Origin of the sequence: Paenibacillus sp. FSL H8-0317, assembly GCF_045040685.1 — a bacterium.
In the GTDB taxonomy this organism is placed as follows: Bacteria; Bacillota; Bacilli; order Paenibacillales; family Paenibacillaceae; genus Paenibacillus.
On sequence record NZ_CP150294.1, the window covers coordinates 4,731,809 to 4,751,643 of the forward strand.

Annotated in this window: 22 protein-coding genes; 4 read left to right on the top strand and 18 right to left on the bottom strand. The window is 47.0% G+C overall.

Annotated features, from left to right (window positions below):
* Positions 1-167: 167 nt before the first annotated feature.
* The 10 genes from accC to spoIIIAA all read right to left on the bottom strand — a co-directional run bounded on the left by accC (position 168) and on the right by spoIIIAA (position 7,966).
* Positions 168-1,511: an acetyl-CoA carboxylase biotin carboxylase subunit gene (accC, locus tag MHB43_RS21195; RefSeq protein WP_036614375.1), complete on the bottom strand. Its 1,344-nt coding sequence runs from the start codon at positions 1,509-1,511 to the stop codon at positions 168-170.
* Positions 1,512-1,566: 55 nt separating this feature from the next.
* Positions 1,567-2,031 carry an acetyl-CoA carboxylase biotin carboxyl carrier protein gene (accB, locus tag MHB43_RS21200; protein ID WP_221822234.1) on the bottom strand — a complete coding sequence of 155 codons (465 nt, stop codon included), beginning with the start codon at positions 2,029-2,031 and terminating at the stop codon, positions 1,567-1,569.
* Between the two features lie 140 nt (positions 2,032-2,171).
* Positions 2,172-3,002, bottom strand: coding sequence for a SpoIIIAH-like family protein (locus tag MHB43_RS21205; protein ID WP_221822122.1), 831 nt, complete (start codon positions 3,000-3,002; stop codon positions 2,172-2,174).
* A gap of 66 nt (positions 3,003-3,068) precedes the next feature.
* Positions 3,069-3,707, bottom strand: a complete 639-nt coding sequence (gene spoIIIAG, locus MHB43_RS21210) for a stage III sporulation protein AG (RefSeq protein ID WP_221822130.1) — start codon at positions 3,705-3,707, stop codon at positions 3,069-3,071.
* 15 nt (positions 3,708-3,722) lie between these two features.
* The gene (gene spoIIIAF / locus MHB43_RS21215) at positions 3,723-4,553 is read right to left on the bottom strand and encodes a stage III sporulation protein AF (protein ID WP_339304866.1); all 831 of its coding nucleotides are present in this window, start codon (positions 4,551-4,553) and stop codon (positions 3,723-3,725) included.
* A gap of 31 nt (positions 4,554-4,584) precedes the next feature.
* Positions 4,585-5,727, bottom strand: a complete 1,143-nt coding sequence (gene spoIIIAE, locus MHB43_RS21220) for a stage III sporulation protein AE (RefSeq protein WP_397376270.1) — start codon at positions 5,725-5,727, stop codon at positions 4,585-4,587.
* A 68-nt stretch (positions 5,728-5,795) separates the two neighbouring features.
* Positions 5,796-6,185: a stage III sporulation protein AD gene (spoIIIAD, locus tag MHB43_RS21225; protein WP_017687586.1), complete on the bottom strand. Its 390-nt coding sequence runs from the start codon at positions 6,183-6,185 to the stop codon at positions 5,796-5,798.
* A 32-nt stretch (positions 6,186-6,217) separates the two neighbouring features.
* Positions 6,218-6,421 carry a stage III sporulation protein AC gene (gene spoIIIAC / locus MHB43_RS21230; RefSeq protein ID WP_017687585.1) on the bottom strand — a complete coding sequence of 68 codons (204 nt, stop codon included), beginning with the start codon at positions 6,419-6,421 and terminating at the stop codon, positions 6,218-6,220.
* A 29-nt stretch (positions 6,422-6,450) separates the two neighbouring features.
* Positions 6,451-6,969, bottom strand: a complete 519-nt coding sequence (gene spoIIIAB / locus MHB43_RS21235; RefSeq protein WP_221822136.1) for a stage III sporulation protein SpoIIIAB — start codon at positions 6,967-6,969, stop codon at positions 6,451-6,453.
* On the bottom strand, positions 6,962-7,966 hold the full coding sequence (gene spoIIIAA, locus MHB43_RS21240) for a stage III sporulation protein AA (protein WP_036674989.1): 1,005 nt from the start codon (positions 7,964-7,966) through the stop codon (positions 6,962-6,964). The genes spoIIIAB and spoIIIAA overlap by 8 nt, the downstream gene beginning before the upstream one ends.
* A 264-nt stretch (positions 7,967-8,230) precedes the next feature.
* Here spoIIIAA and MHB43_RS21245 point away from each other — a divergent pair, with 264 nt between their 5' ends.
* Positions 8,231-8,980, top strand: a complete 750-nt coding sequence (locus MHB43_RS21245) for a 2-phosphosulfolactate phosphatase (RefSeq protein ID WP_221822140.1) — start codon at positions 8,231-8,233, stop codon at positions 8,978-8,980.
* An 87-nt stretch (positions 8,981-9,067) separates the two neighbouring features.
* On the opposite strand, the gene MHB43_RS21250 is transcribed toward MHB43_RS21245, so the two are convergent.
* The 5 genes from MHB43_RS21250 to MHB43_RS21270 form a co-directional block, all read right to left on the bottom strand.
* On the bottom strand, positions 9,068-10,321 hold the full coding sequence (locus tag MHB43_RS21250) for an aspartate kinase (protein ID WP_047843625.1): 1,254 nt from the start codon (positions 10,319-10,321) through the stop codon (positions 9,068-9,070).
* A 190-nt stretch (positions 10,322-10,511) separates the two neighbouring features.
* Complete coding sequence (gene efp / locus MHB43_RS21255; RefSeq protein ID WP_017687580.1) at positions 10,512-11,069, bottom strand: elongation factor P; 558 nt, start codon at positions 11,067-11,069, stop codon at positions 10,512-10,514.
* Between the two features lie 312 nt (positions 11,070-11,381).
* Positions 11,382-12,455 (bottom strand): Xaa-Pro peptidase family protein, encoded by a 1,074-nt coding sequence (locus tag MHB43_RS21260; RefSeq protein WP_339177654.1) that lies wholly within the window; start codon positions 12,453-12,455, stop codon positions 11,382-11,384.
* A 39-nt stretch (positions 12,456-12,494) separates the two neighbouring features.
* The gene (gene aroQ, locus MHB43_RS21265; RefSeq protein WP_339177656.1) at positions 12,495-12,938 is read right to left on the bottom strand and encodes a type II 3-dehydroquinate dehydratase; all 444 of its coding nucleotides are present in this window, start codon (positions 12,936-12,938) and stop codon (positions 12,495-12,497) included.
* A 76-nt stretch (positions 12,939-13,014) separates the two neighbouring features.
* Entirely contained in the window at positions 13,015-13,593 is a 579-nt protein-coding gene (locus MHB43_RS21270; protein WP_339177658.1) for a YqhR family membrane protein, read from the bottom strand.
* A 213-nt stretch (positions 13,594-13,806) separates the two neighbouring features.
* Here MHB43_RS21270 and MHB43_RS21275 point away from each other — a divergent pair, with 213 nt between their 5' ends.
* Together MHB43_RS21275 and MHB43_RS21280 are read left to right on the top strand one after the other, a co-directional pair.
* Positions 13,807-14,799 (top strand): DUF1385 domain-containing protein, encoded by a 993-nt coding sequence (locus MHB43_RS21275; protein WP_017687576.1) that lies wholly within the window; start codon positions 13,807-13,809, stop codon positions 14,797-14,799.
* A 5-nt stretch (positions 14,800-14,804) separates the two neighbouring features.
* Positions 14,805-15,137 (top strand): hypothetical protein, encoded by a 333-nt coding sequence (locus MHB43_RS21280; protein WP_036614407.1) that lies wholly within the window; start codon positions 14,805-14,807, stop codon positions 15,135-15,137.
* A gap of 72 nt (positions 15,138-15,209) precedes the next feature.
* On the opposite strand, the gene MHB43_RS21285 is transcribed toward MHB43_RS21280, so the two are convergent.
* From MHB43_RS21285 to mntR, 3 genes are all read right to left on the bottom strand, one after another.
* Positions 15,210-16,199 carry a patatin-like phospholipase family protein gene (locus MHB43_RS21285; protein WP_405117927.1) on the bottom strand — a complete coding sequence of 330 codons (990 nt, stop codon included), beginning with the start codon at positions 16,197-16,199 and terminating at the stop codon, positions 15,210-15,212.
* A gap of 89 nt (positions 16,200-16,288) precedes the next feature.
* Positions 16,289-17,899 carry a family 10 glycosylhydrolase gene (locus tag MHB43_RS21290; RefSeq protein ID WP_339177665.1) on the bottom strand — a complete coding sequence of 537 codons (1,611 nt, stop codon included), beginning with the start codon at positions 17,897-17,899 and terminating at the stop codon, positions 16,289-16,291.
* 209 nt (positions 17,900-18,108) lie between these two features.
* Positions 18,109-18,537 carry a transcriptional regulator MntR gene (gene mntR / locus MHB43_RS21295; RefSeq protein ID WP_036614415.1) on the bottom strand — a complete coding sequence of 143 codons (429 nt, stop codon included), beginning with the start codon at positions 18,535-18,537 and terminating at the stop codon, positions 18,109-18,111.
* Positions 18,538-18,729: 192 nt separating this feature from the next.
* Between mntR and splB the strand changes: the two genes are divergently transcribed.
* A complete protein-coding gene (gene splB, locus MHB43_RS21300; protein WP_076327968.1) occupies positions 18,730-19,800 on the top strand; it encodes a spore photoproduct lyase in 1,071 nt (356 codons plus the stop codon).
* Positions 19,801-19,835: the final 35 nt, after the last annotated feature.

Below are 19,835 nucleotides of genomic sequence, written 5' to 3' on the forward strand. Positions count from 1 at the left end.
CGCTGGACTCAGGTTAATCAACCTTCAGAACCCTTCCGGTCCGGCTTTACCGGAACTCCTGCAAACATCCGCGAGGTGCGGGCTTATCCTTTGCAGGAGACATGCGCTCTTATTATTCATACTATATCATTTGGGCTACATTATGACAAACAAGCCCAATATACCTTTTAAATCTCGTTTTCCTCAAGAAATTTGATATCAAAGTCACCACGAATGAACGTTGGGTGCTCCAGCAATTTCTGATGGAAAGGAATGGTTGTGGATATGCCTTCAATCGCAAATTCCCCAAGCGCACGCTTCATCTTGGCAATCGCCTCTTCACGATTCGCTCCCCACACGATCAATTTTGCGATCATGGAGTCATAGAAAGGTGAAATGGTATAACCCGGATAAGCAGCACTATCTACACGAACACCAGGTCCTCCCGGTGCAAGGTAGAATCCGATTTTGCCTGGGGATGGCATAAAGTTACGGTCCGGATCTTCTGCATTGATACGACATTCAATGGACCAGCCATTGATAACCACGTCTTCCTGACGGAATGAAAGTGGGTTGCCTTCAGCTACCGAGATCATCTCACGGATCAGATCCACGCCAGTAACCATCTCAGTTACCGGGTGCTCTACCTGAATACGCGTATTCATCTCCATGAAATAGAACTCGCCGTTCGGGCTGAGCAGGAACTCCAATGTACCCGCTCCCGAGTAATCCACAGCAAGGGCAGCCCGTACCGCAGCTTCACCCATCAATGTACGCACATCTTCGGAGAGAATCGGACACGGCGCTTCCTCTACCAATTTCTGGCGACGACGCTGAACCGAGCAATCACGCTCTCCCAGATGTGCTGCATTTCCGTGTTTATCAGCAATGATCTGAATTTCCACGTGTTTCATGCCTGTCAGGAATTTCTCCAGATATACACCTGCATTGCCAAATGCCTTTTGTGCTTCCTGCTGAGCAGCGGTAATCTGCTTAATCAGCGTTTCTTCATCTTCGGCAATACGGATTCCCTTACCTCCGCCACCAGCAGTAGCTTTGATAATGATAGGATATCCGATATCTCTAGCAATCATGATGGCTTCATCCATATTTTCAACAAGGCCGTCTGATCCAGGAATAACAGGTACACCTGCATCTTTCATCGTCTGTTTGGCAACAGCCTTGTCACCCATTTTGGTGATGGCTTCAGGAGAAGGTCCAATAAACGTAATATTGCAAGACTCACAAATTTCTGCAAAATCAGCATTTTCCGCCAAAAAACCGTATCCAGGATGGATTGCATCACATTCCGTCAGCGTAGCTACACTCATCAGGTTTGTGAAGTTGAGGTAACTGTCCTTAGACAGTGTCGGTCCGATACAATAAGCCTCATCTGCAAGACGAACATGCAGAGAATCCTTGTCCGCTTCCGAATAGACGGCTACCGTTGAGATGCCGATTTCACGGCAGGCACGAATAATACGTACCGCAATCTCTCCACGGTTCGCAATCAGTATTTTTTGAAATTTCATTTCGTTTTGTCCTCCTTCGAAGCTCATGCGGTTAGCTGTTAACCAGCTATAACGGTTATTCCGGTTTCACCAGGAAAAGGGGCTGCCCATACTCGACCAGCTGTCCGTTCTCAACCAGCACTTCAACGATTTCTCCCTTGATGTCCGCATCAAGCTCGTTCATCAGCTTCATAGCTTCGATGATACATACCGTTGTTTTCTCAACAACTTTATCACCAGCGCTCACAAAAGGACCCACTTCCGGCGAGGAAGCTCTGTAAAAAGTACCTACCATCGGAGATACAATTTTATGTAAATGACTTGTAGTATCGACCTGCGGTGCAGCTTCACTTACCACTGCGGCCGGCTGTACTTGCGGAGCAGCAATCATTTGCGGTTGCACAGCAGCTGCTTGAACATACTCCGTTTTGCCCGGTTTGCGGATTGATAACCGTGATCCTTCATTTTCAATTTCCAACTCTTGAACGGAACTTTCATCTACCAGTTTAATCAGTTCTTTGATCTCACTCAATTTAAACATTTCCATTATTCACTCCTTCGGCATCATGCCAGTCTCACTAGGACGGTCATATGGCTTTATGTATTATATCATAATCATTAAAAATGGAAAGAGCCCGAGAGTACAACCAGCTCCCGGGACTGCATTTCCATCATTTTGGATTACTGTTCTGTGACGTATTGCACACTGATTTTGTTCTGTGAAACCGCCAATTCTTTCATCACCAGATCCACAATGGATACCGCCTGTTTTACATCCAGTTTGTCACTGAGGACCACAACTTTATACTTGTCGGAATCTTCTTGAACGATCGCATTAGCGAACTGTTGAGAGAGCGTCTCCTCAATGCCAGTGATTTTAGCTTCTTTTTCTTCCAGTGTACGGAGTTGCTCCGTTGCTTTGGCATTCTCCTCTGGCGTTTTGCTCAGATCACCTGCCACGGTCATCAGTTCCTCATACTTGCGATTGTTGCTTTCCTCACGTTGCCACTGGTAGTTCTGGAACTGGCTGCTTGCAGATGCTGTCGTATTCTGCTCTTCCATTTCCTTGAGGACTTCCTCATCTGTCTTGGTAGCGGTGCCGCCTGCCTGACCGTCTGTCTCGGGTGTAGTTGTTGCGCCTTTGTCGGTCTCTTTGTTGGTTTCTTTGCCTGCCTCACCCTTATTCTCGCCTGGTTCGACAGCAGGTGTTTTCTCTGCATTTCCAGCTTCTTTACCTTCCGTAGCCGCCGGTTCTTCCACAGCGCCAGCCGCATTTGGATCACTTTCAACTTCGCCGCTATTCACCACTTCATTCACAACCAAACCTTCTGTAGGATCAAGAATGCCTGCCGTCTCCTTGGCTTCCCCTTGCTTGATTCCATCCACTTGCTGACTGTCAGCCACCGGCGCGTTGACTGGACCGGAATCCTCAGTGAACAGATAATACGCGGACAAAATGACCATCAGACTCAGCATGGAAACGAGCCATACCGTTTGACGTTTGTTATTCATTAGAACTTCCTCCTCAAATTGGCTTCAATCTTATGAGAATTGAATCTTGTGATTCAACACATCAGATTAGTCTTGTTTGCGCGGTACAACCGAGATCCGGTAGGCTGCCACATTCAGTCCTTTTTCCACAGCATCGGTTATCAGGTCCTTCACAACCTTGTTCTCTGCACCCCTCGCAACCACAAGCACCCCACGAATCTGCGGTTTGAGCTTTTTGGTCACTATAGGTGTCTGATCCCCTGATATTTCGTACGTAATAATCTCGCCATCACGGGTATATTGCGTCATATGTCGTTTGCCCCCGTTAGCATCCGTTTCTTCGGTAAGTTGCTGAGAATCCTTCACGTTCCGCTGAACGACCAATTCTTCTGTGGAATCCACGGTAACCATCACATCAACCGTTCCCACACCAACAATGTTTTCCAGCACACCTTTGATTTTGTCTTCAAATGCAATTTCGATTGCCTGAAAAGGATTCTGTTCTGACGGATCACTCTGTATGGATGCCATGGATGTTGCCGGGTCCGGTGGTTCCCGACCGATATTTTCGGAATCAATTTTTTTGACATTGACGAAGGAATTGAACAGCATGATTCCCACCCCGATCAAACCCAGGATAATCAGCCAGCGGAAGGTTTGACTTCGCCTCGCCCCACCCTCTCCGCCACCCATCCAGGTTTCCATCTTTTTGAACCATTGTTTCATCGGACACCCTCCTTCTCAGAGCACTTCAGCACTTTTGGGTTCTGTCACTTGAACGTTGTTCGCATCAACATCCCACTTTTCAGTCAACAATGTAATAATCTGCACCGCATGCTCGGACCGTGTGGATGTCTCACCTTGCTGCTTCGTCTCATCTGCCTGATCACGTATAACAGGCTCCGAAGACACTTCATTTTCATCACGTTGCCCTCTACTCACATCAATCTGTACATCAGGCACTTCAATCTGACCGATCTGGATGGGCTGCTGTATTTGATGTGTTTCATCCTTCTCGGATTCTGTGTTTGTACCAAATATGGGTTGTGTATTTGCAGCGATTTCTTGCTGCCCTGCCTTCACTTCTCCTCCTGCACCCTCTCCGGCCATCTCGACCAATACACGCTGGATTACAGGCAGTTCGACTGATGAGGCAGCTTCCATCTGAGTTTCATATTTACTCATGGTCAGCTGTACCTCTACGGACCGCACCTTGGCTCCTGTTGTTTCTTCAATCTGGCCTTTCATGACATTAGCCAGTTCTTTAGCTGTCCATTGTAAGGATTGTTCCTGTTCATTGGATTGCAGCCGCTTGCCCTGAGCTAATATCTGTTCGAGTGTTGCATTTCCATCCGCTGGAGCATCCATTGCCGACATTGCCCGTTTCAGTTCGCCAACCGGATCACTTTTGAGCAGCTTGGTTATGGGTGATAAAAGGGTCAGCAGGATGAGAAGGCTCAGCACAAGCTTGACATAACGTTCCATGGATCGATTGGGCAACAGCATATCCACAAAGGTCGCCAGCAGAACGATCATAATCAATTCCTGGAGCCAGTTGCTCAGCCACCCCATCCTTTCCATCCCCTTTCTTGCCAACATACATTCAGCGCATCATGACAGTCAGATTTCCCGCGGTCAGCAGGATGGTAATGGCCAGGAAAAACATCAGCCCGACGGCTGCGAGCGCCGCAAATACGTAGATCATGCTCTTGCCGATGGCCTGGAGGCATCCTACAATCGGGGTGTCTCCTAGCGGTTGCATAATGGCACCAGTTACGTTGTATATCAAGGCAAGAGCCAGGATTTTGAGTGCCGGAAAAGCACATAGAAACAAAATGATGATCACCCCGGTGAGTCCAATTGCATTTTTGACAAGTAAAGAAGCTGTAATTACCGTATCCGTCGCATCCGCAAATGTTCTGCCCACGACAGGGACAAAGTTTCCTGCGATGTATTTGGCGGCCTTCAGGCTGACCCCATCCGCTACCGATCCCGATGCTCCCTGCACCGAGATTACACCCAAAAACATCGTCAGCAGGATACCCAGCAGTGCCACACTAATATTGCGCAGGAGGTCTGCCAGCTGTGTCAGCTTGTACTTGTCAGACAATGAACTGACGAGATGCAGTACAGCCGAGAAGAAGAGTAACGGGAATACCAGCAAGTGAATCAACGTACTCACCAGATGAATCATGAAAATGATGAGTGGATGTGTCACCGAGACGGTGATGACATTACCCATGGACGCAAGCAGTGTGAATAACAACGGAACCATGGCCATCATGAAGTTGATCATGCCAGTTATGGCATCCTTGGCGTATCCAATCGCCACACTGAAGCTGTTAATTGCAATGATGATGATGACCATATAACAGATGGAATAGGCGATTTTGCTAATATTATTTTTCTCAAATGCGGTCTGAAGCGTCTCCAGAATCATGCTGAGTACACTTAACATCACAATCGTGACCAGAAGTTTGCCATTATATAAAATTTCATGCAGCATGAAGGTTCCGATCGCCACAAACACCGATTTCAGGCTGAACCCTTCATTGCCGGGGATTAACATATCCATGAAGGAAGGGGTCTTCCCATCCGGGAAGAAACCACCGTATTGTTGCATCAGTTGATCCCAGTATTTCTCCACCTGATCCTTGGGAAGCTGATCGGCCTGCTGCTCCATCCACTCACCGGAAGGCGAGGTTGCAGTAACCTGTCCCAGGATACCAAACAGAAAACAGAGCATCAGTACAACCGTAAGGCGCCACTGCGGCTTATGATGCATTGATTTCATATGAAGTCCGCACGCCCTTTCTACACCGGCATCAGCTTCATGACGGTTTCGATAATAATGCTGATGATCGGTATAGCAAGTACAAGGATCAGTACCTTACCAGCCAGTTCGATCTTGGACGCAATGCTTTCCTGGCCTGCATCCCTGACAATCTGCGCGCCAAATTCAGCGATGTACGCTATGCCAATAATTTTCAGCACTGTTTTCAGATAAATGCTTTCCATGCCTGAATTCTCGGCAAGTCGCTTCAACACTTCGATGACTGCACCGATTTTGCCAATCAACAACATGAAGATGACAATGCCAGTCGCGGCAGCAATCAGAAAAGCAAACATCGGTTTCTGTTCCTTAATGACCAGAATGAGCACGGTTGCGATGAGCGCCAAACCTACAACTTGAATAATTTCCACAGGTCACCACCATCCGGCTTTATGACCGTTTTTCATTGAAAAAGAAATATCGATTTGATCTCTTGTAGCAGGCTGTCCAGCATACGGACCACCATGAACAATACAACGACAAATCCGATTACGGTCACCCAGTGAGCCATATCTTCCTTTCCCATTTGTTTCAGTACCGTGTGAATCATGGCAATGATGATTCCGATACCCGCAATTTGAAAGATTGCGTTCACTTCTAGATTCATGACCTTGGCACCTCACTATCCCGGCTATTTCAGAAGATCAGAATGACGATTAACGCTCCGACAAGCATCCCGAGGCTTCGGCTCATTCGTTCATATTTCATTTGATCGGCCTGGGCGCGGGATTCCTCATGCATTAGTTGTTGAATGGCTAACGATATATGTTTGGTCTGATCCTGACGGTCACTTGTGCCAAGGCTGAAGCTTAATTGCAGCATCACTTCCTTCTCGTCAGCCTTCATGGCCGATCTTCCCCACGCCAGATCTACGCCTGACTGCAGACTTTCCCGGGCAGTGAGTCCATGAGGAGGTTCCATCTGAGAAGCTGCATGAAGGAACAGCGTCTTTACAGGTTCTTTGGTCTGTGCTCCCATCTTGCCCATGGCATCAGGAAGTGGAGTGAGCCCATAGTTAATCTCCGTCATTAATCGCTGGAGGGCTGCAATGAGTTCTCGCAACTGTCTCGGTCTTAATGCATACTGTCTGGCCTTGTAAAAACCGGCGAGGGTGCTGGCTAACAGAATAATTACCGCACCAAACATGTTAACCAAAGGCTTCACCTCCTGCCCCGGTCTGCTGCAACCCACGCATTTTGCCATCAGCCAGCCGAAAGGTCATGCCCCGGCTCGTCCGTTGCAGTTGGACATAACGTTGAAACATCTGCTCCGTAATCAAGGTTCTGAGGGCGGGTCTGGCCGACAGCTCTGATAGGTCACGGCCATGCGCAGTCGCAATCACTGAGACTCCTGCATGCAGGGCTTCCATCACCGCCTCGGCATCCTCCGGACGACCAATCTCGTCCACAATCAGGACATCGGGTGACATGGAGCGAAGCATCATCATCATGCCCTCAGCCTTCGGACAACCGTCCATCACATCTGTTCGGGGACCTACGTCGAAGCCAGGTACTCCTTTGTAGCTACCAGCGATTTCGGACCTTTCATCCACAATGCCCACTTTCAGACGCGGACGTATTCCCTGAACCAGTTCAGTTCCCCCTGTAAGCTTTGTACCACTGCTAATTTGTCTCGCCAGATCTCGTAGCAACGTCGTTTTCCCTTGTTGTGGTGGTGATAGGATCAACGTGTGCAGGACCTGTCCGCTCTTCATATCGAGAAGATAAGGAAGGATACGATCAGCCACTCCATGTACCTCACGGGCTACCCGAACGTTAAACCCGTTAATGTCACGCAGGTATTCGACACGCCCACCGCTTAGCACCGTTCGTCCAGCAAGCCCGATTCGATGTCCCCCAGGTATGGTGATGAACCCTTTACGCAGTTCCTCTTCCAATGTATAAAGTGAATGGTTACTGATCAGATCCAGCAACCTGTGCGTCACTTCTTTCTGAGGAACATACGCTTCTTCAGGATTCCCGGTCGGACAACCTTGAGGTGTCAGGAAGTGGTATGTGTTGCCTGCATTAATCTCCAGGGGTCTGCCTTCACGAATACGTACTTCCTCCACTTGTTCCAATAGAGCGGGTGGCATTCTTCCAAGAATGGTTCGGATCGGTTCCGGAAAAAGTTCCCTCCAGTTCACCTTCATGAGTAGGCTCCTCCAACCTTGAGATCATTTGGTTCACACTTCTGGCGCTTGTTCATATCTCAAGTTTATGCCTGTACATTTAATTTATGACGCTGAAATCTATCAATTCTTCAGAATACGGTTGAGAGTTTGAAACCATAGATGCACCTTCTGTTCTAGGCACCCGTCTAGATGTGCATGCATATAGTAATTGGAGATAGGTAAGTTCCATTTCGGTTCAAAACAGAACTACCGATCCCCAGATAAAGAAAGGAGTTGTGGGGAGTGCGAGTTGATGTCGTTGGCAATGTGAATGAAGTACGTACTATTGATATTGCAGGGCGAAGTGCAGTTGTCATTGATGTATTGTGTACGACCAGTACAATTGTTACGGCTCTGGCGTATGACGCTTCGGCTGTGATTGCCGTAGAGACCGTTCCACAAGCCAAACAAATGGAAGTGAAAGATTGCATTCGAGGTGGGGAGCGTTTTGACAAAAAAATCACCGGATTCGAGGTGGGTAACTCCCCCTATGAATATATGACTGAGGACATTGCAGATAAAACGATCATCCTGACCACAACCGATGGAACCCGAGCCTTGATTAAAGCTTCTAAGGCGAAACATGTACTAGCTGGATCATTTCTCAATGTCAGGGCTGTCGCAGCAGTTCTCTGCCAACTTCAACGAGATGTATTGCTGTTATGTGCGGGGAATCAGGATGAATTTGCACTGGAGGACGCCTTGTGTGCTGGATGTATCATCGACGAACTGCACCGTCAATCCTGTTCTCCCATCCAACTAAACGATCTCGGCATAGTACTTCATCAGGCGGTATCCCAATGTCAAGAGAGGATCCCGGAGCTGGTGCAGGGATCTGTTAGCGGGCGTAGGCTTGAAAAGTTAGGCAGAGTTCATGACATTTCATATTGTTCTCAATTAAACTTGCTGGATTGTGTTCCCGAGATGGGGGAGGGGAACCTCATGCAACCTTATAGAGGCATACGCGGCGGAAAGATGTTCAAGTTGATGTGAGAATTGCCATGAGAAAAACAAAAAAAAGGTGTACTGCTGCCCGTTGGCAACAGTACACCTTTGCTAATTTACATACATAGCAAATACTTATCTGCGATCTTGAGGTCCACCGATAACGGCTTGCTCCGCAGTGTCGAGATCATATGCTGTATGCAATGCCTTAATGACGTCATGCAGCTTATCTCCGTCAATAACACAAGATACTTTGATCTCGGAAGTGCTCACCATCTTGATACTCACGCCTTCAGCGGAAATGACTTTGAACATCTTCGCAGCTACACCAGGATGACTGACCATGCCTGCGCCAACAATGGAGATTTTAACGAGGTTCTCCTCTGATGTGACTTCACGGTAAGGCAAACGGCTATGAAGGCCTTCAATGACACGTAATGCGTTCTCACGATCAGACAGCGCCACAGAGAAAGAGAAGTCCGCTTTGCCATCCATCACACCGCTCTGAACGATAATGTCCACATCCAGCTGATTGGATGCAAGCGCACCAAATACTTCGGCCAGAACTCCTGGTACATCCGGCACACCCAGAATACTGATGCGAGCCACATTTTTGTCATAGGCAATACCACTAACCACTACGCCTTGTTCCATTGCTGCTTCCTCCTTCACAACCGTTCCTTCATTATGGTTAAAGCTGGATCTTACAATTAAAGGTACACCGGAATGCTTCGCGTACTCTACTGCACGCGGATGCAGCACCGCTGCTCCCAAATTAGCAAGTTCCAGCATTTCGTCATAGGATATTTCCTTCAGCTTGCGCGCAACCTTAACGATCCGCGGGTCCGTAGAATAGATTCCGTCTACATCCGTATAGATCTCACACGCATCAGCCTTAATGGCTGCCGCCAGCGCTACAGCTGTTGTATCCGAACCACCACGACCCAGCGTTGTGATCTCGCCGTCTTCCGTCATGCCCTGGAAGCCTGCAACAATAACAATGTTGCCCTCGGCAAGTGCTGCATTCACACGGTCAGGTTGAATATCATGAATACGTGCTTTTCCGTGAACCGGCTCTGTGCGGAATCCCGCTTGCCAGCCCGTAAACGATACTGCCTTACGTCCAAGCGCTTGAATAGCCATCGATAATAAGGAGATCGAAATCTGTTCTCCTGTCGTTAAGAGCATATCCATCTCACGAGCAGGCAGATCACTATTCAGTTGTTTTGCCTGATCAATCAAATCATCTGTTGTATCCCCCATGGCCGAAACCACAACTACACACCGATGTCCTTCATCAGCTTTTTCTACAACACGTCCGGCTACACGCTTCATGCGTTCTGTATCTCCGACCGAGCTGCCCCCAAATTTCATGACGTACAATGACAACGCAAATCCACTCCCTACCTTGTGCAGTATGCATAATTAATGTCCATCGTCATTATTCTCTACGAGAAATGACTTTAACCCAGTATATTACGAAAGCGCCTGATAGGCTAATCTTTTTTCGAAAAAACCCTCTGCCAAAGGAATGGCAGAGGGTTGTTAATACCGTTTATTAGCTTACAGCTTGTGAAAGTTACGCCCGGGAAGAGTATTTACCTTCACGTGTGTCAATCAGGAGAACGTCACCTTCGTTAATGAACAAAGGAACCTGTACGTTCAAACCTGTTTCCACTTTTGCATTTTTGGTAGCGCCTTGTGCAGTGTTACCTTTAACGCTTGGCTCAGTCTCGATGACTTTCAACTCAACGCTTGTTGGCAAGTCGATTCCGAGGATTTCACCTTGGTAGCTAACAATCTTAACGACCATGTTTTCTTTCAGGAAGTTCAATTCCCATTCCAGTTGATCACTAGTCAATGTGAACTGATCATATGTTTCGTTATCCATGAACGTGTGCTCTGTACCGCTTGCATACAGGTAGGATACGCCACGATTTTCGATGATGGCACGACCAATCGTTTCGCCTGCACGGAATGTTTTTTCAACGGTGTTTCCGTTACGCAGGTTTTTCAATTTGGAACGTACGAAGGCAGCGCCTTTACCTGGTTTAACGTGTTGGAAATCAAGCACGGTATAGATATCGTTATCTACTTGCACGGTCAAGCCTGTTTTAAAATCGTTTACTGAAATCACAAAAAATCCCTCCTGATATGGTTAAAAAGTAGGTGATATAAGACGATAGGTTAATGTAATGGTGGGTTTATTCTGAATTGATGACCATGTGCGATGTGACCGTTACGGGTTCGGATCGTTCCTCCGATCGCTGTTGTCTCCTCATTTTCCCGACTAGATTTTAATAAGGTTTAAAATGAGGAGACAAAGGCGAGCGCTTCGCTTCTTCAGAATCGATTCCGCTCCCTTCACTACTTTTGCAATGGTCCATAACAATCAGCAATAACCTGTACCTTTATATTAAAAATCGTCTTATATCCCTGTGGCTGTAATTTAGCCGATTACGGTGAACTTCTTGTCCGACTTCGTGAGAATATGAATACCCGTCTCGGTAATCACTACGTCATCCTCGATACGCACGCCGCCAAGCCCATCAATATATATACCCGGTTCAACGGTAACAACCATACCCGGTTTCAATATATCGTCGCTAAGCTTGGACAAGCGAGGAGCTTCGTGAACTTCCATACCCAGACCGTGGCCTGTGCTGTGTCCGAATTGATCTCCATATCCGTGACCTGCAATGATATCACGAGCCAATGCATCTGCTTCCCGTCCGGTCATGCCCGGTTTCAGGTTCTCCAGCGTATGTAACTGAGCTTCCAGTACAATGTCATAAATTTTGCGCAGTTCAGGTACTGGTGTGCCTGTTGCAATGGTACGTGTCAGATCTGAACAGTATCCGTCCAAAAGTGCACCAAAGTCAAATGTAATTAACTCATTCTGTCCGATGACCTTGCTGCTCGCTACACCGTGAGGCATAGCAGAACGTTCACCCGATGCTACAATGGTGTCAAACGAAGAGGACGTTGCTCCATGCTTGCGCATGAAAAACTCCATCTCCAGATCCACTTCACGCTCCGTCATACCTGGTTTTGCAAACTGCAAAACGTGGCTGAACGTAGCATCCGCCAGATCTGCTGCTCTCTGCATAACCGCGATCTCGTCTTCATCCTTGAACATACGAAGTTGTTCCACAATCCCGGATACAGCTTTCAGTTCAATAGACTGCAGTGCTTCAGCATAAGCGGAGTGCGTGCCAAAAGTAACACTATCCTGCTCGAAGCCAACTGCTTTGATATTTGCGGATGCCAGTAGTTCGCGCACAGTATCCATCGGCTTAGCTTCATGCTCAACAACGGTAAAGCCTTTGGCTTGCTGAGGCGCTTGAGACATATAACGGAAATCAGTCAGCAGATATGCGTCCTGTTCCGTAATCAGCACATATCCCGCAGAGCCTGTAAAACCCGTCATATAACGACGGTTAATCGGGTTTGTAATCAGCATTGCTGTGAGTTCACGCTCACGCATGGCTTCACGCAACTTATTTACTCGTTTGTTTTCCATCGGTAACCCTTCTTTCTCTCACATTCCCGGGTTCCCGGCTCAGGTTTGTTTGTCCAGATGACGCACAAGAGCCAGCAATCCCAGTTCATAGCTTACTTCACCAAATCCGGCAATCTGCCCGATTGTTTCCGCTGCAATCACTGAATGATGTCTGAACGCTTCGCGTGCATGAATGTTGGATAGATGTACTTCCACCGTAGGGACTTTTACAGCATTGATTGCATCACGTATAGCATAGCTATAATGGGTAAATGCTCCGGCATTCAGTATTATTCCGTCTACCTCACCCATCGCTGCATGAATGCGGTCAATGATGTCCCCTTCATGGTTCGATTGATAAAAAGCGATGGAGACGCCAATTTCATCAGCCTGTCTGCGAATTTTGTCCTCAATATCCTTCAGACTAAGCGTTCCATAGATGCCCGGTTCACGTACACCAAGCATGTTCAGGTTCGGACCATTGATCACAATAATTCGTTTCATCGCTGCTCCACCCTCTCTGCAAATAACCATCTGCTATTTTAACACAGCCATTGCCGGATTGAGAAGCTTTTTTGCGCTATGCCCCCGCTTGCTCCGGCTCGCGTTTACGTTCATCCGTGTACTCCATGGCTACCGTGTAACCAATGAACAGCCCCCATAGCAAAAAGAAACAGAGTTCCGTGATGATCGAATCCCACGTTAAACCGTTCAAAGGTTTCATCATCCCGAGTTTCGGTCCTACCAGTATAAAGAGAATCAGCCACCAGACAATTCCATACACCATGCCGGGTACCGGTCCTTTTAATTTTCTAATCGTGAACGTGTAGAGCAAGGAAGCCAATATGGAAAAAACGATAAAAAACAACCAGCCTGTCAAATGTCCAGCTGCGGTATATATATATTCATGTTTGAAAAAAGGCTCGGCCAGAAATCCGACAGGTACAATCGTAAAATGCAGCAGATAGAATAGCCAATGCAGCCCGCCCCAGATAAAACCGGCAAAGAAGCCAAGCTCTAACGCAAAGGAAAATGGCTTCGTGTAGTAGTGAGCTTGACCTTGCCTCTGGGTAGGGCGCCTGCCCCTGTCTTTTTGCTGCCGTTCTTTCGGACGTTGGCCTTCATCTCGCGATGTATCTTCATGCGTACGCTCTGTCATCGATATTCTCCTTCATTCAGTTGATAATCCCGTACTATGCCTCGAATTTTCTGCCTGATTCTACGAGGTAGTATGTTCAAAACAGGGCAATCTTAACAACATCCTTCAAGGATTGACTCACAAACTAGAAATTGCGCTTAAAATTCGATACAATAGGGTTATTAAACTGCCTTTGATCGCGAAGGCTTAGAACAGAATAGGAAGGTGAATAATTTGCCTCAACAATCCAAGCCTGTCAGCTATGGGGGGCAAGCTGTCATTGAAGGCGTAATGTTCGGTGGGAAACATGTCAACGTTACAGCTGTTCGTAGAAAAGACGGCGAAATTACGTATCTGGAAGTTCCCAAGCAAGACAAGTCCTGGGTCACGAAATTGCGGCGGATTCCTTTATTACGCGGAATTGTCAGCATTATAGATTCAAGTGTTAAAGGTAGCAGACATCTTAATTATTCTGCTGACGCTTATGCTGATGATGAACTGGAACCGGAAGAGAAAGCCAAGCAAAAAGAGAAAGAAGGTTCGGGCTGGAGCCTTAGCATGATTATTGGTGTGACCGCCGTAGCCATTCTTTCATTCCTCTTTGGTAAAGTGGTGCTCACTTTGCTTCCTGTTGTTATCGAGAATTTTCTATTCAAAAATGCATTCGACAATCAGTTTTTGCATAATTTACTGGAAGGCGGCATTAAGCTGATCCTGTTACTCGCTTATCTGTGGTTAATCTCACAGACGCCGATGATTAAACGTCTCTTCCAGTATCATGGAGCGGAACACAAAGTAATCAGCGCACATGAAGCTGGTGAAGAACTGACACCGGAGAACGTGCAAAAGTACAGCCGACTGCACTACCGCTGCGGAAGCAGTTTCATTATGTTGACTGTTATTATTGGAGTGTTTCTATACTCCCTATTCACGTACGATAACCTCTGGGAACGGATGGGTCAGCGTCTGTTGTTATTGCCAGTTGTGCTAGGCATTTCTTTTGAACTGTTAAAGCTCACGAATTCGGTACGTGATATTCCTGTACTGCGTTATCTCGGATACCCGGGATTGTGGCTGCAATTGCTGACAACAAAAGAACCGACCAACGAACAGGTAGAAGTCTCCATTGCTTCGTTTAACCGTATGCGTGAGTTGGATGCCAAGCTTGCCAATGTCTCTGCTATGTCAGAAGTACCTGTTGCAACACTCGATCCTGTGAAAGGGTGAATGATATGAACAAGCAGGCAATCTTATTTTGGACGTTCATCGCACTAGCTGCTGTTGGAGTCTTGACTTGGCTGGGGAACGCTAGTCCATCCAGGATCATTATTCCTCTGGTCGTGTTCGGAGCCGTATTCCTGCTGTACAAATATCCGCCTCGTCGCTGGGCAAGCAAAACCAAATCACCGAAGATTAAACCATCGGCACGAACCATGGCAAAAGTTAATGCACAGTCCAGTGCCAGAAAGAGCAGCGGCTCTTCAAAGAAACGTAAGGATTATCCTTTCCAAGTGATTCAAGGACAAAAAGGTAAAAGCGATGAAGATATACCGAAATTTCACTAAAAGCTACTGAACAACCAAAAAAGCAGTTCTCCCAACTTCCGGAGAATTGCTTTTTTCACGTTTATACAGGGATCAGAGGTGAGCTTCTGCCTGTTTCTTGCGCAATTCTTTTCTTTGTTTATCCAGCTGTTCATCATACATTTTCATATTCCATCCGTTGAAAAATTCGCTCCCTGCGGTAGCGCCTGATCGATATAAGGCTGTGCTGTCCTGTAACGATAAATGAAATTGCGTCGGTTTAATGCCAAGCGTTGGGATCTTCACTGTCCGAAACCGGTTAATCTGTTCGATGTAGCGTTCATCATGTGCTGTGAGCATCGTCTCCACAAGGGCCTGAAGCATGCTTAGCGGTCCTTTAATCCGGGCGGGTTCTACTTCCGTCTTCCCCACCATTTTGAATCCAACAACCGGAATAACGTCTCCTCCTCGTTCCGAGCGATCACCATCGAAGAGCCACAACGGAAAATTGCTAAGCAATCCACCATCCACGACATAAACGAACTGATCTTGAAAAGGTAAACCTTTGGAGAATACCGGCGATTTGCGTATGACTACCGGATCGAAAAAATACGGGATACTGCAACTCATACGCACCGCTTTTGCAACATCCAGCTTGGCAGGATCAATGCCGAACCGCCGAATATCGTCCGGCAGCACCAGAATGGTCCCATTGGATATATCGGACGCCGTAATAAGCAACTTGCCTTGCGGCAAGTCAGCGAATGTGCGAATCCCTTTCTGCTCCAGCATCTTGCGAATCCATGATTCCAGCGCCTCCCCCGAATACAAACCTTTCTTCAAGAACAGCCTTGCTGCCGGTCCGATCCATCGGGTATTAAATATGGGGGAACGACGCAGCAATGAAACAAAGGGGGTATTCTCAATAATGACTTTCATCTCCTCGGCCCTGTAACCGGCCGCTAGCAGAGCAGCTACAATGGAACCGGATGATGTGCCTGCCACTCGATTAAACTGAATGCCGCAGTCTTGAGCACCCTGCACAGCTCCCGCAAGTGAGATTCCCTTCACGCCTCCACCTTCAAACACCGCGTTAATTAACACAACAAAACCCCCGTTCTCCAGGCAGCCACATTTCTACTGCCACTCTATGAGAACAAGGGTTTGTCTTATCACTGTATTGTTAAAATGTTTTATAGACCATAGTAGGCTTTTAATTTGGCAATCAAGCCGAGAGGATTCTTCGTCAGGTATTGTGAACTAAAGAATATATCCCCTTTTACTGAAGAATACTTCTTGTTGTAGTTCAGCTGATCGATGATCTCCTGTGATGTCTGCCAGCCAATCTCTGGCGTACCTAACTTATAAGGTGAGTGGCCGATATACAATTTTACATTTGTGTTAGCCACTTCATTCGCCCACCAGTCCACGACTTTGTCGTATCGGGCTACACTCAGTGTCATACTCCAATACACCTGCGGAGCGACATAGTCGATCCACTCTTGTTTAATCCATGTCCGCACATCTGCATTCATGCTGTCATACGCGGTTACTCCTGCTTTGGTATCAGAACCTGTCAGATCAACAGATTTGTTACGCCATACACCAAATGGACTAATTCCATATTCAACGTTAGCTTTCACGCTGTGAATACTCTGCCCGAGCTGCTTAACGAACTGATTGATATTGTCCCGACGCCATTCAGCACGGTCTTTGGTATTCAATGTGTTATAGGTTTTGAAGGCTGCATCATCATTAAAAGTCACATTGGACGGATAAAAATAATCATCCAGATGTACGCCATCAATATCATACTGATTGACCACTTCCATGATCGTATCGATAATATGCTGTCTGGCTTCCGGGATGCCCGGGTTAATGTACAATTTGCCGGATGCATTCACAATCCAGTCGGGATGAAGCTTCGAGATGTGGTTTGCAGCCAAGTTCGATGTACTCGCTGAGTTCGTTGCTCTAAACGGATTAAACCAAGCGTGGAACTCCAAGCCTCGTTTATGTGCTTCCTCAACCATAAACGCGAGGGGATCATAACCTGGATCTTTACCTTGTGTTCCTGTCAATACGCTGTTCCAAGGTACCAGACCTGAAGGATAGATGGCATCCCCGTTGGCTCTCACTTGAACGAATACGGCATTAATGCCCATACCTTGCAACGTATCGAGCTGTTTCGTGTACTCCTGTTTTTGCTTCTCCACATTTCCCTTGGCACCGGATGTAGGCCAGTCTCCATTCACAGTGGAAATCCAGGCTCCCCGCATCTCTTCAGAAGCTGGTACAGTGCCCGTGCCTTCAGGCTCCGCTGGGGTTACCGGAGTTGGTTCAGGAGTTGGGACTGATTCGTCTCCTGTGTACAGATCAATGGTCTGGGCAGCCTGATTCCAGTTCACTCGAATGCCCAGGTTCTCACTGACGAATCGAATGGGTACCATGACCCGACCCTGTTTCAATTCGACCGATGCATCCAGACCAACTACAGCGTTATCCACCGTCGCCTGCTGGCGTCCGCTCGTCATAGAGATGACCGAATCGGATTTCTTAATGGTCACGGTACGAGTAGCTTGAGACCATAGAACAGACGCACCCAGTCCTTCGCTAATAACACGCAGAGGCACCATCGTTACATTTACTTTGGGCAAGATGTAGGGTGATACATCCGATTCCAAACGGTTGCTGTCTAGAAAAATAGCGATTTCCTTCTGCCCGGCCGCTTGTGCCGTCATGCCTGCTGTCTGTAATCCAAGTACAAAAATGAGCAGCAGCATCAATCCTTTACGAACGTTCATTAGTGCAGTCCTCCAAAATCATTATAAATTTGCGGTAAATTCTACTAGTTTAATAGACGCTCCTACCGTTCGTTTAGTTGCGAAAATCACCAAATTATGGTGTGAATACAAACAAAAAAATGCTTCCTGCCATTGAAACGGCAAGAAGCATCCTTTGATCACGGGATACGATTCATTGTATATCACCATGTGTATTCCACTGCTGAAACTTAAGACTCCGTATTACTCATGACGTCCTGAAGGTTTTTGAGGTCACGCAACCGGCTCTCATCCTGACGGAAGTATTCAACCAAGGACTCAATGCATGTAATGGAGTCCCAGCTCAGATGATGTTCAATGCCTTCAACATCATTGTAGATATTTTGTTCCTGAACACCAATCGTTGTCAAAAATTGTTCAAGCAGATGATGGCGCTCCATCAAACGTTTGCCCATCTTTTTGCCTTTTGGCGTAAGCACCAGTCCGCGGTACTTTTCATAGATCAGGTACTCGTCTTTGTCCAGCTTTTGGATCATCTTCGTCACCGATGAAGGATGTACTTCCAGTCCTTCAGCTATATCAGACACACGAGCATAGCCCTTTTCATCAATTAATTTGTATATACGCTCCAAATAATCTTCCATACTGGGCGTTGGCATCTGCTTCCCTCTTTTCTCTCTGACCGGCCCCTATTCGTGCCTGGTCCCTATCTTATAATGATACATGTTATCAATACGCATTGGCAAGTCCTGCACAGTTCGGAGCGCGCTGTTACACAAGTAATTGGCAGGCGTGACTTCTCCCCATACGAGGCAAACTAAACAAAGTTCCGCATCGAAAGGAGTGATTTCGTGAGTACAAGTGTAGCCTCACCGCCAGTTCGTAAAGCAAAAGGCACTAAACCCTTTATTCCCGATTTGGTGTATTTTGAACCCGGTGCGTTGGAATATGATAAAGGCAAACGGATTATGGAATGGGTCACATCCAAAAACATACCTTATCAGATGACCACATCCCATAACCGAATCACAAACTTGCCGGGTGAAACCGAACAAGAAAAATATCGGATGGCAAAGCGTACTCTTGTCGTTGGTGTGCGCAAAACACTTAAGTTCGACCAGTCGAAACCTTCAGCGGAATATGCCATTCCCATCTCTACTGGCTGTATGGGGCACTGCCATTATTGTTATCTTCAAACTACTCTTGGTGCGAAACCTTATGTCCGTGTCTATGTTAATACCGAGGAGATCATTCAGGCTGCAAAAGGATACATTGAAGAACGCGCGCCAGAAATCACACGGTTTGAAGCTGCCTGTACGTCTGATCCCGTAGGACTCGAGCATATCACGGAGAATTTAAGTGACTTGATCCGTTTTATGGCGGAAGAAGAATATGGGCGCTTGCGCTTCGTAACCAAATATCATCACGTTGATCCGTTGCTGAACCTTAAACATAACGGCCACACCCGTATCCGGTTTAGTGTCAATTCGGATTATGTCATCAAAAACTTTGAACCGGCTACCTCCAGATTTGAGGAACGCATTGAAGCTGCTGGTAAAATTGCACACGCCGGTTACCCCCTGGGCTTCATTATCGCTCCGATCATGTGGTATGAAGGCTGGGAAGAAGGATACTCGGATCTTTTGCAGAAGCTGGCAGATACGCTTCCAGAAGAAGCAACCAAGGATCTTACCTTTGAGATGATCCAGCACCGTTTTACCAAAACGGCCAAAGCAACCATCGAGAAACGTTATCCTAAAACCAAGTTGGAGATGGATATTGAGAAACGTAAGATGAAATGGGGCCGCTGGGGTCAGTACAAGTATGTGTATAAGGATGACCAGCAAGATGCGCTGCGCGAATTCATTACGGAACGGATCTTTGAACATTTCCCACTAGCCAATATTGATTACTTCACCTAAACGAACAACAGGATTGCCCAAAATCATATGCAGTT

What these genes read in the sequence shown, in the direction of transcription:
- accC (WP_036614375.1), bottom strand. Translation starts at nt 1,511, where the DNA reads ATGAAATTTCAAAAAATACTGATTGCGAACCGTGGAGAGATTGCGGTA.
- accB (WP_221822234.1), bottom strand. Translation starts at nt 2,031, where the DNA reads ATGTTTAAATTGAGTGAGATCAAAGAACTGATTAAACTGGTAGATGAA.
- MHB43_RS21205 (WP_221822122.1), bottom strand. Translation starts at nt 3,002, where the DNA reads ATGAATAACAAACGTCAAACGGTATGGCTCGTTTCCATGCTGAGTCTG.
- spoIIIAG (WP_221822130.1), bottom strand. Translation starts at nt 3,707, where the DNA reads ATGAAACAATGGTTCAAAAAGATGGAAACCTGGATGGGTGGCGGAGAG.
- spoIIIAF (WP_339304866.1), bottom strand. Translation starts at nt 4,553, where the DNA reads ATGGGGTGGCTGAGCAACTGGCTCCAGGAATTGATTATGATCGTTCTG.
- spoIIIAE (WP_397376270.1), bottom strand. Translation starts at nt 5,727, where the DNA reads ATGCTCTGTTTTCTGTTTGGTATCCTGGGACAGGTTACTGCAACCTCG.
- spoIIIAC (WP_017687585.1), bottom strand. Translation starts at nt 6,421, where the DNA reads ATGAATCTAGAAGTGAACGCAATCTTTCAAATTGCGGGTATCGGAATC.
- spoIIIAA (WP_036674989.1), bottom strand. Translation starts at nt 7,966, where the DNA reads ATGAAGGTGAACTGGAGGGAACTTTTTCCGGAACCGATCCGAACCATT.
- MHB43_RS21260 (WP_339177654.1), bottom strand. Translation starts at nt 12,455, where the DNA reads ATGGAAAACAAACGAGTAAATAAGTTGCGTGAAGCCATGCGTGAGCGT.
- aroQ (WP_339177656.1), bottom strand. Translation starts at nt 12,938, where the DNA reads ATGAAACGAATTATTGTGATCAATGGTCCGAACCTGAACATGCTTGGT.
- MHB43_RS21270 (WP_339177658.1), bottom strand. Translation starts at nt 13,593, where the DNA reads ATGACAGAGCGTACGCATGAAGATACATCGCGAGATGAAGGCCAACGT.
- MHB43_RS21280 (WP_036614407.1), top strand. Translation starts at nt 14,805, where the DNA reads ATGAACAAGCAGGCAATCTTATTTTGGACGTTCATCGCACTAGCTGCT.
- MHB43_RS21290 (WP_339177665.1), bottom strand. Translation starts at nt 17,899, where the DNA reads ATGAACGTTCGTAAAGGATTGATGCTGCTGCTCATTTTTGTACTTGGA.
- mntR (WP_036614415.1), bottom strand. Translation starts at nt 18,537, where the DNA reads ATGCCAACGCCCAGTATGGAAGATTATTTGGAGCGTATATACAAATTA.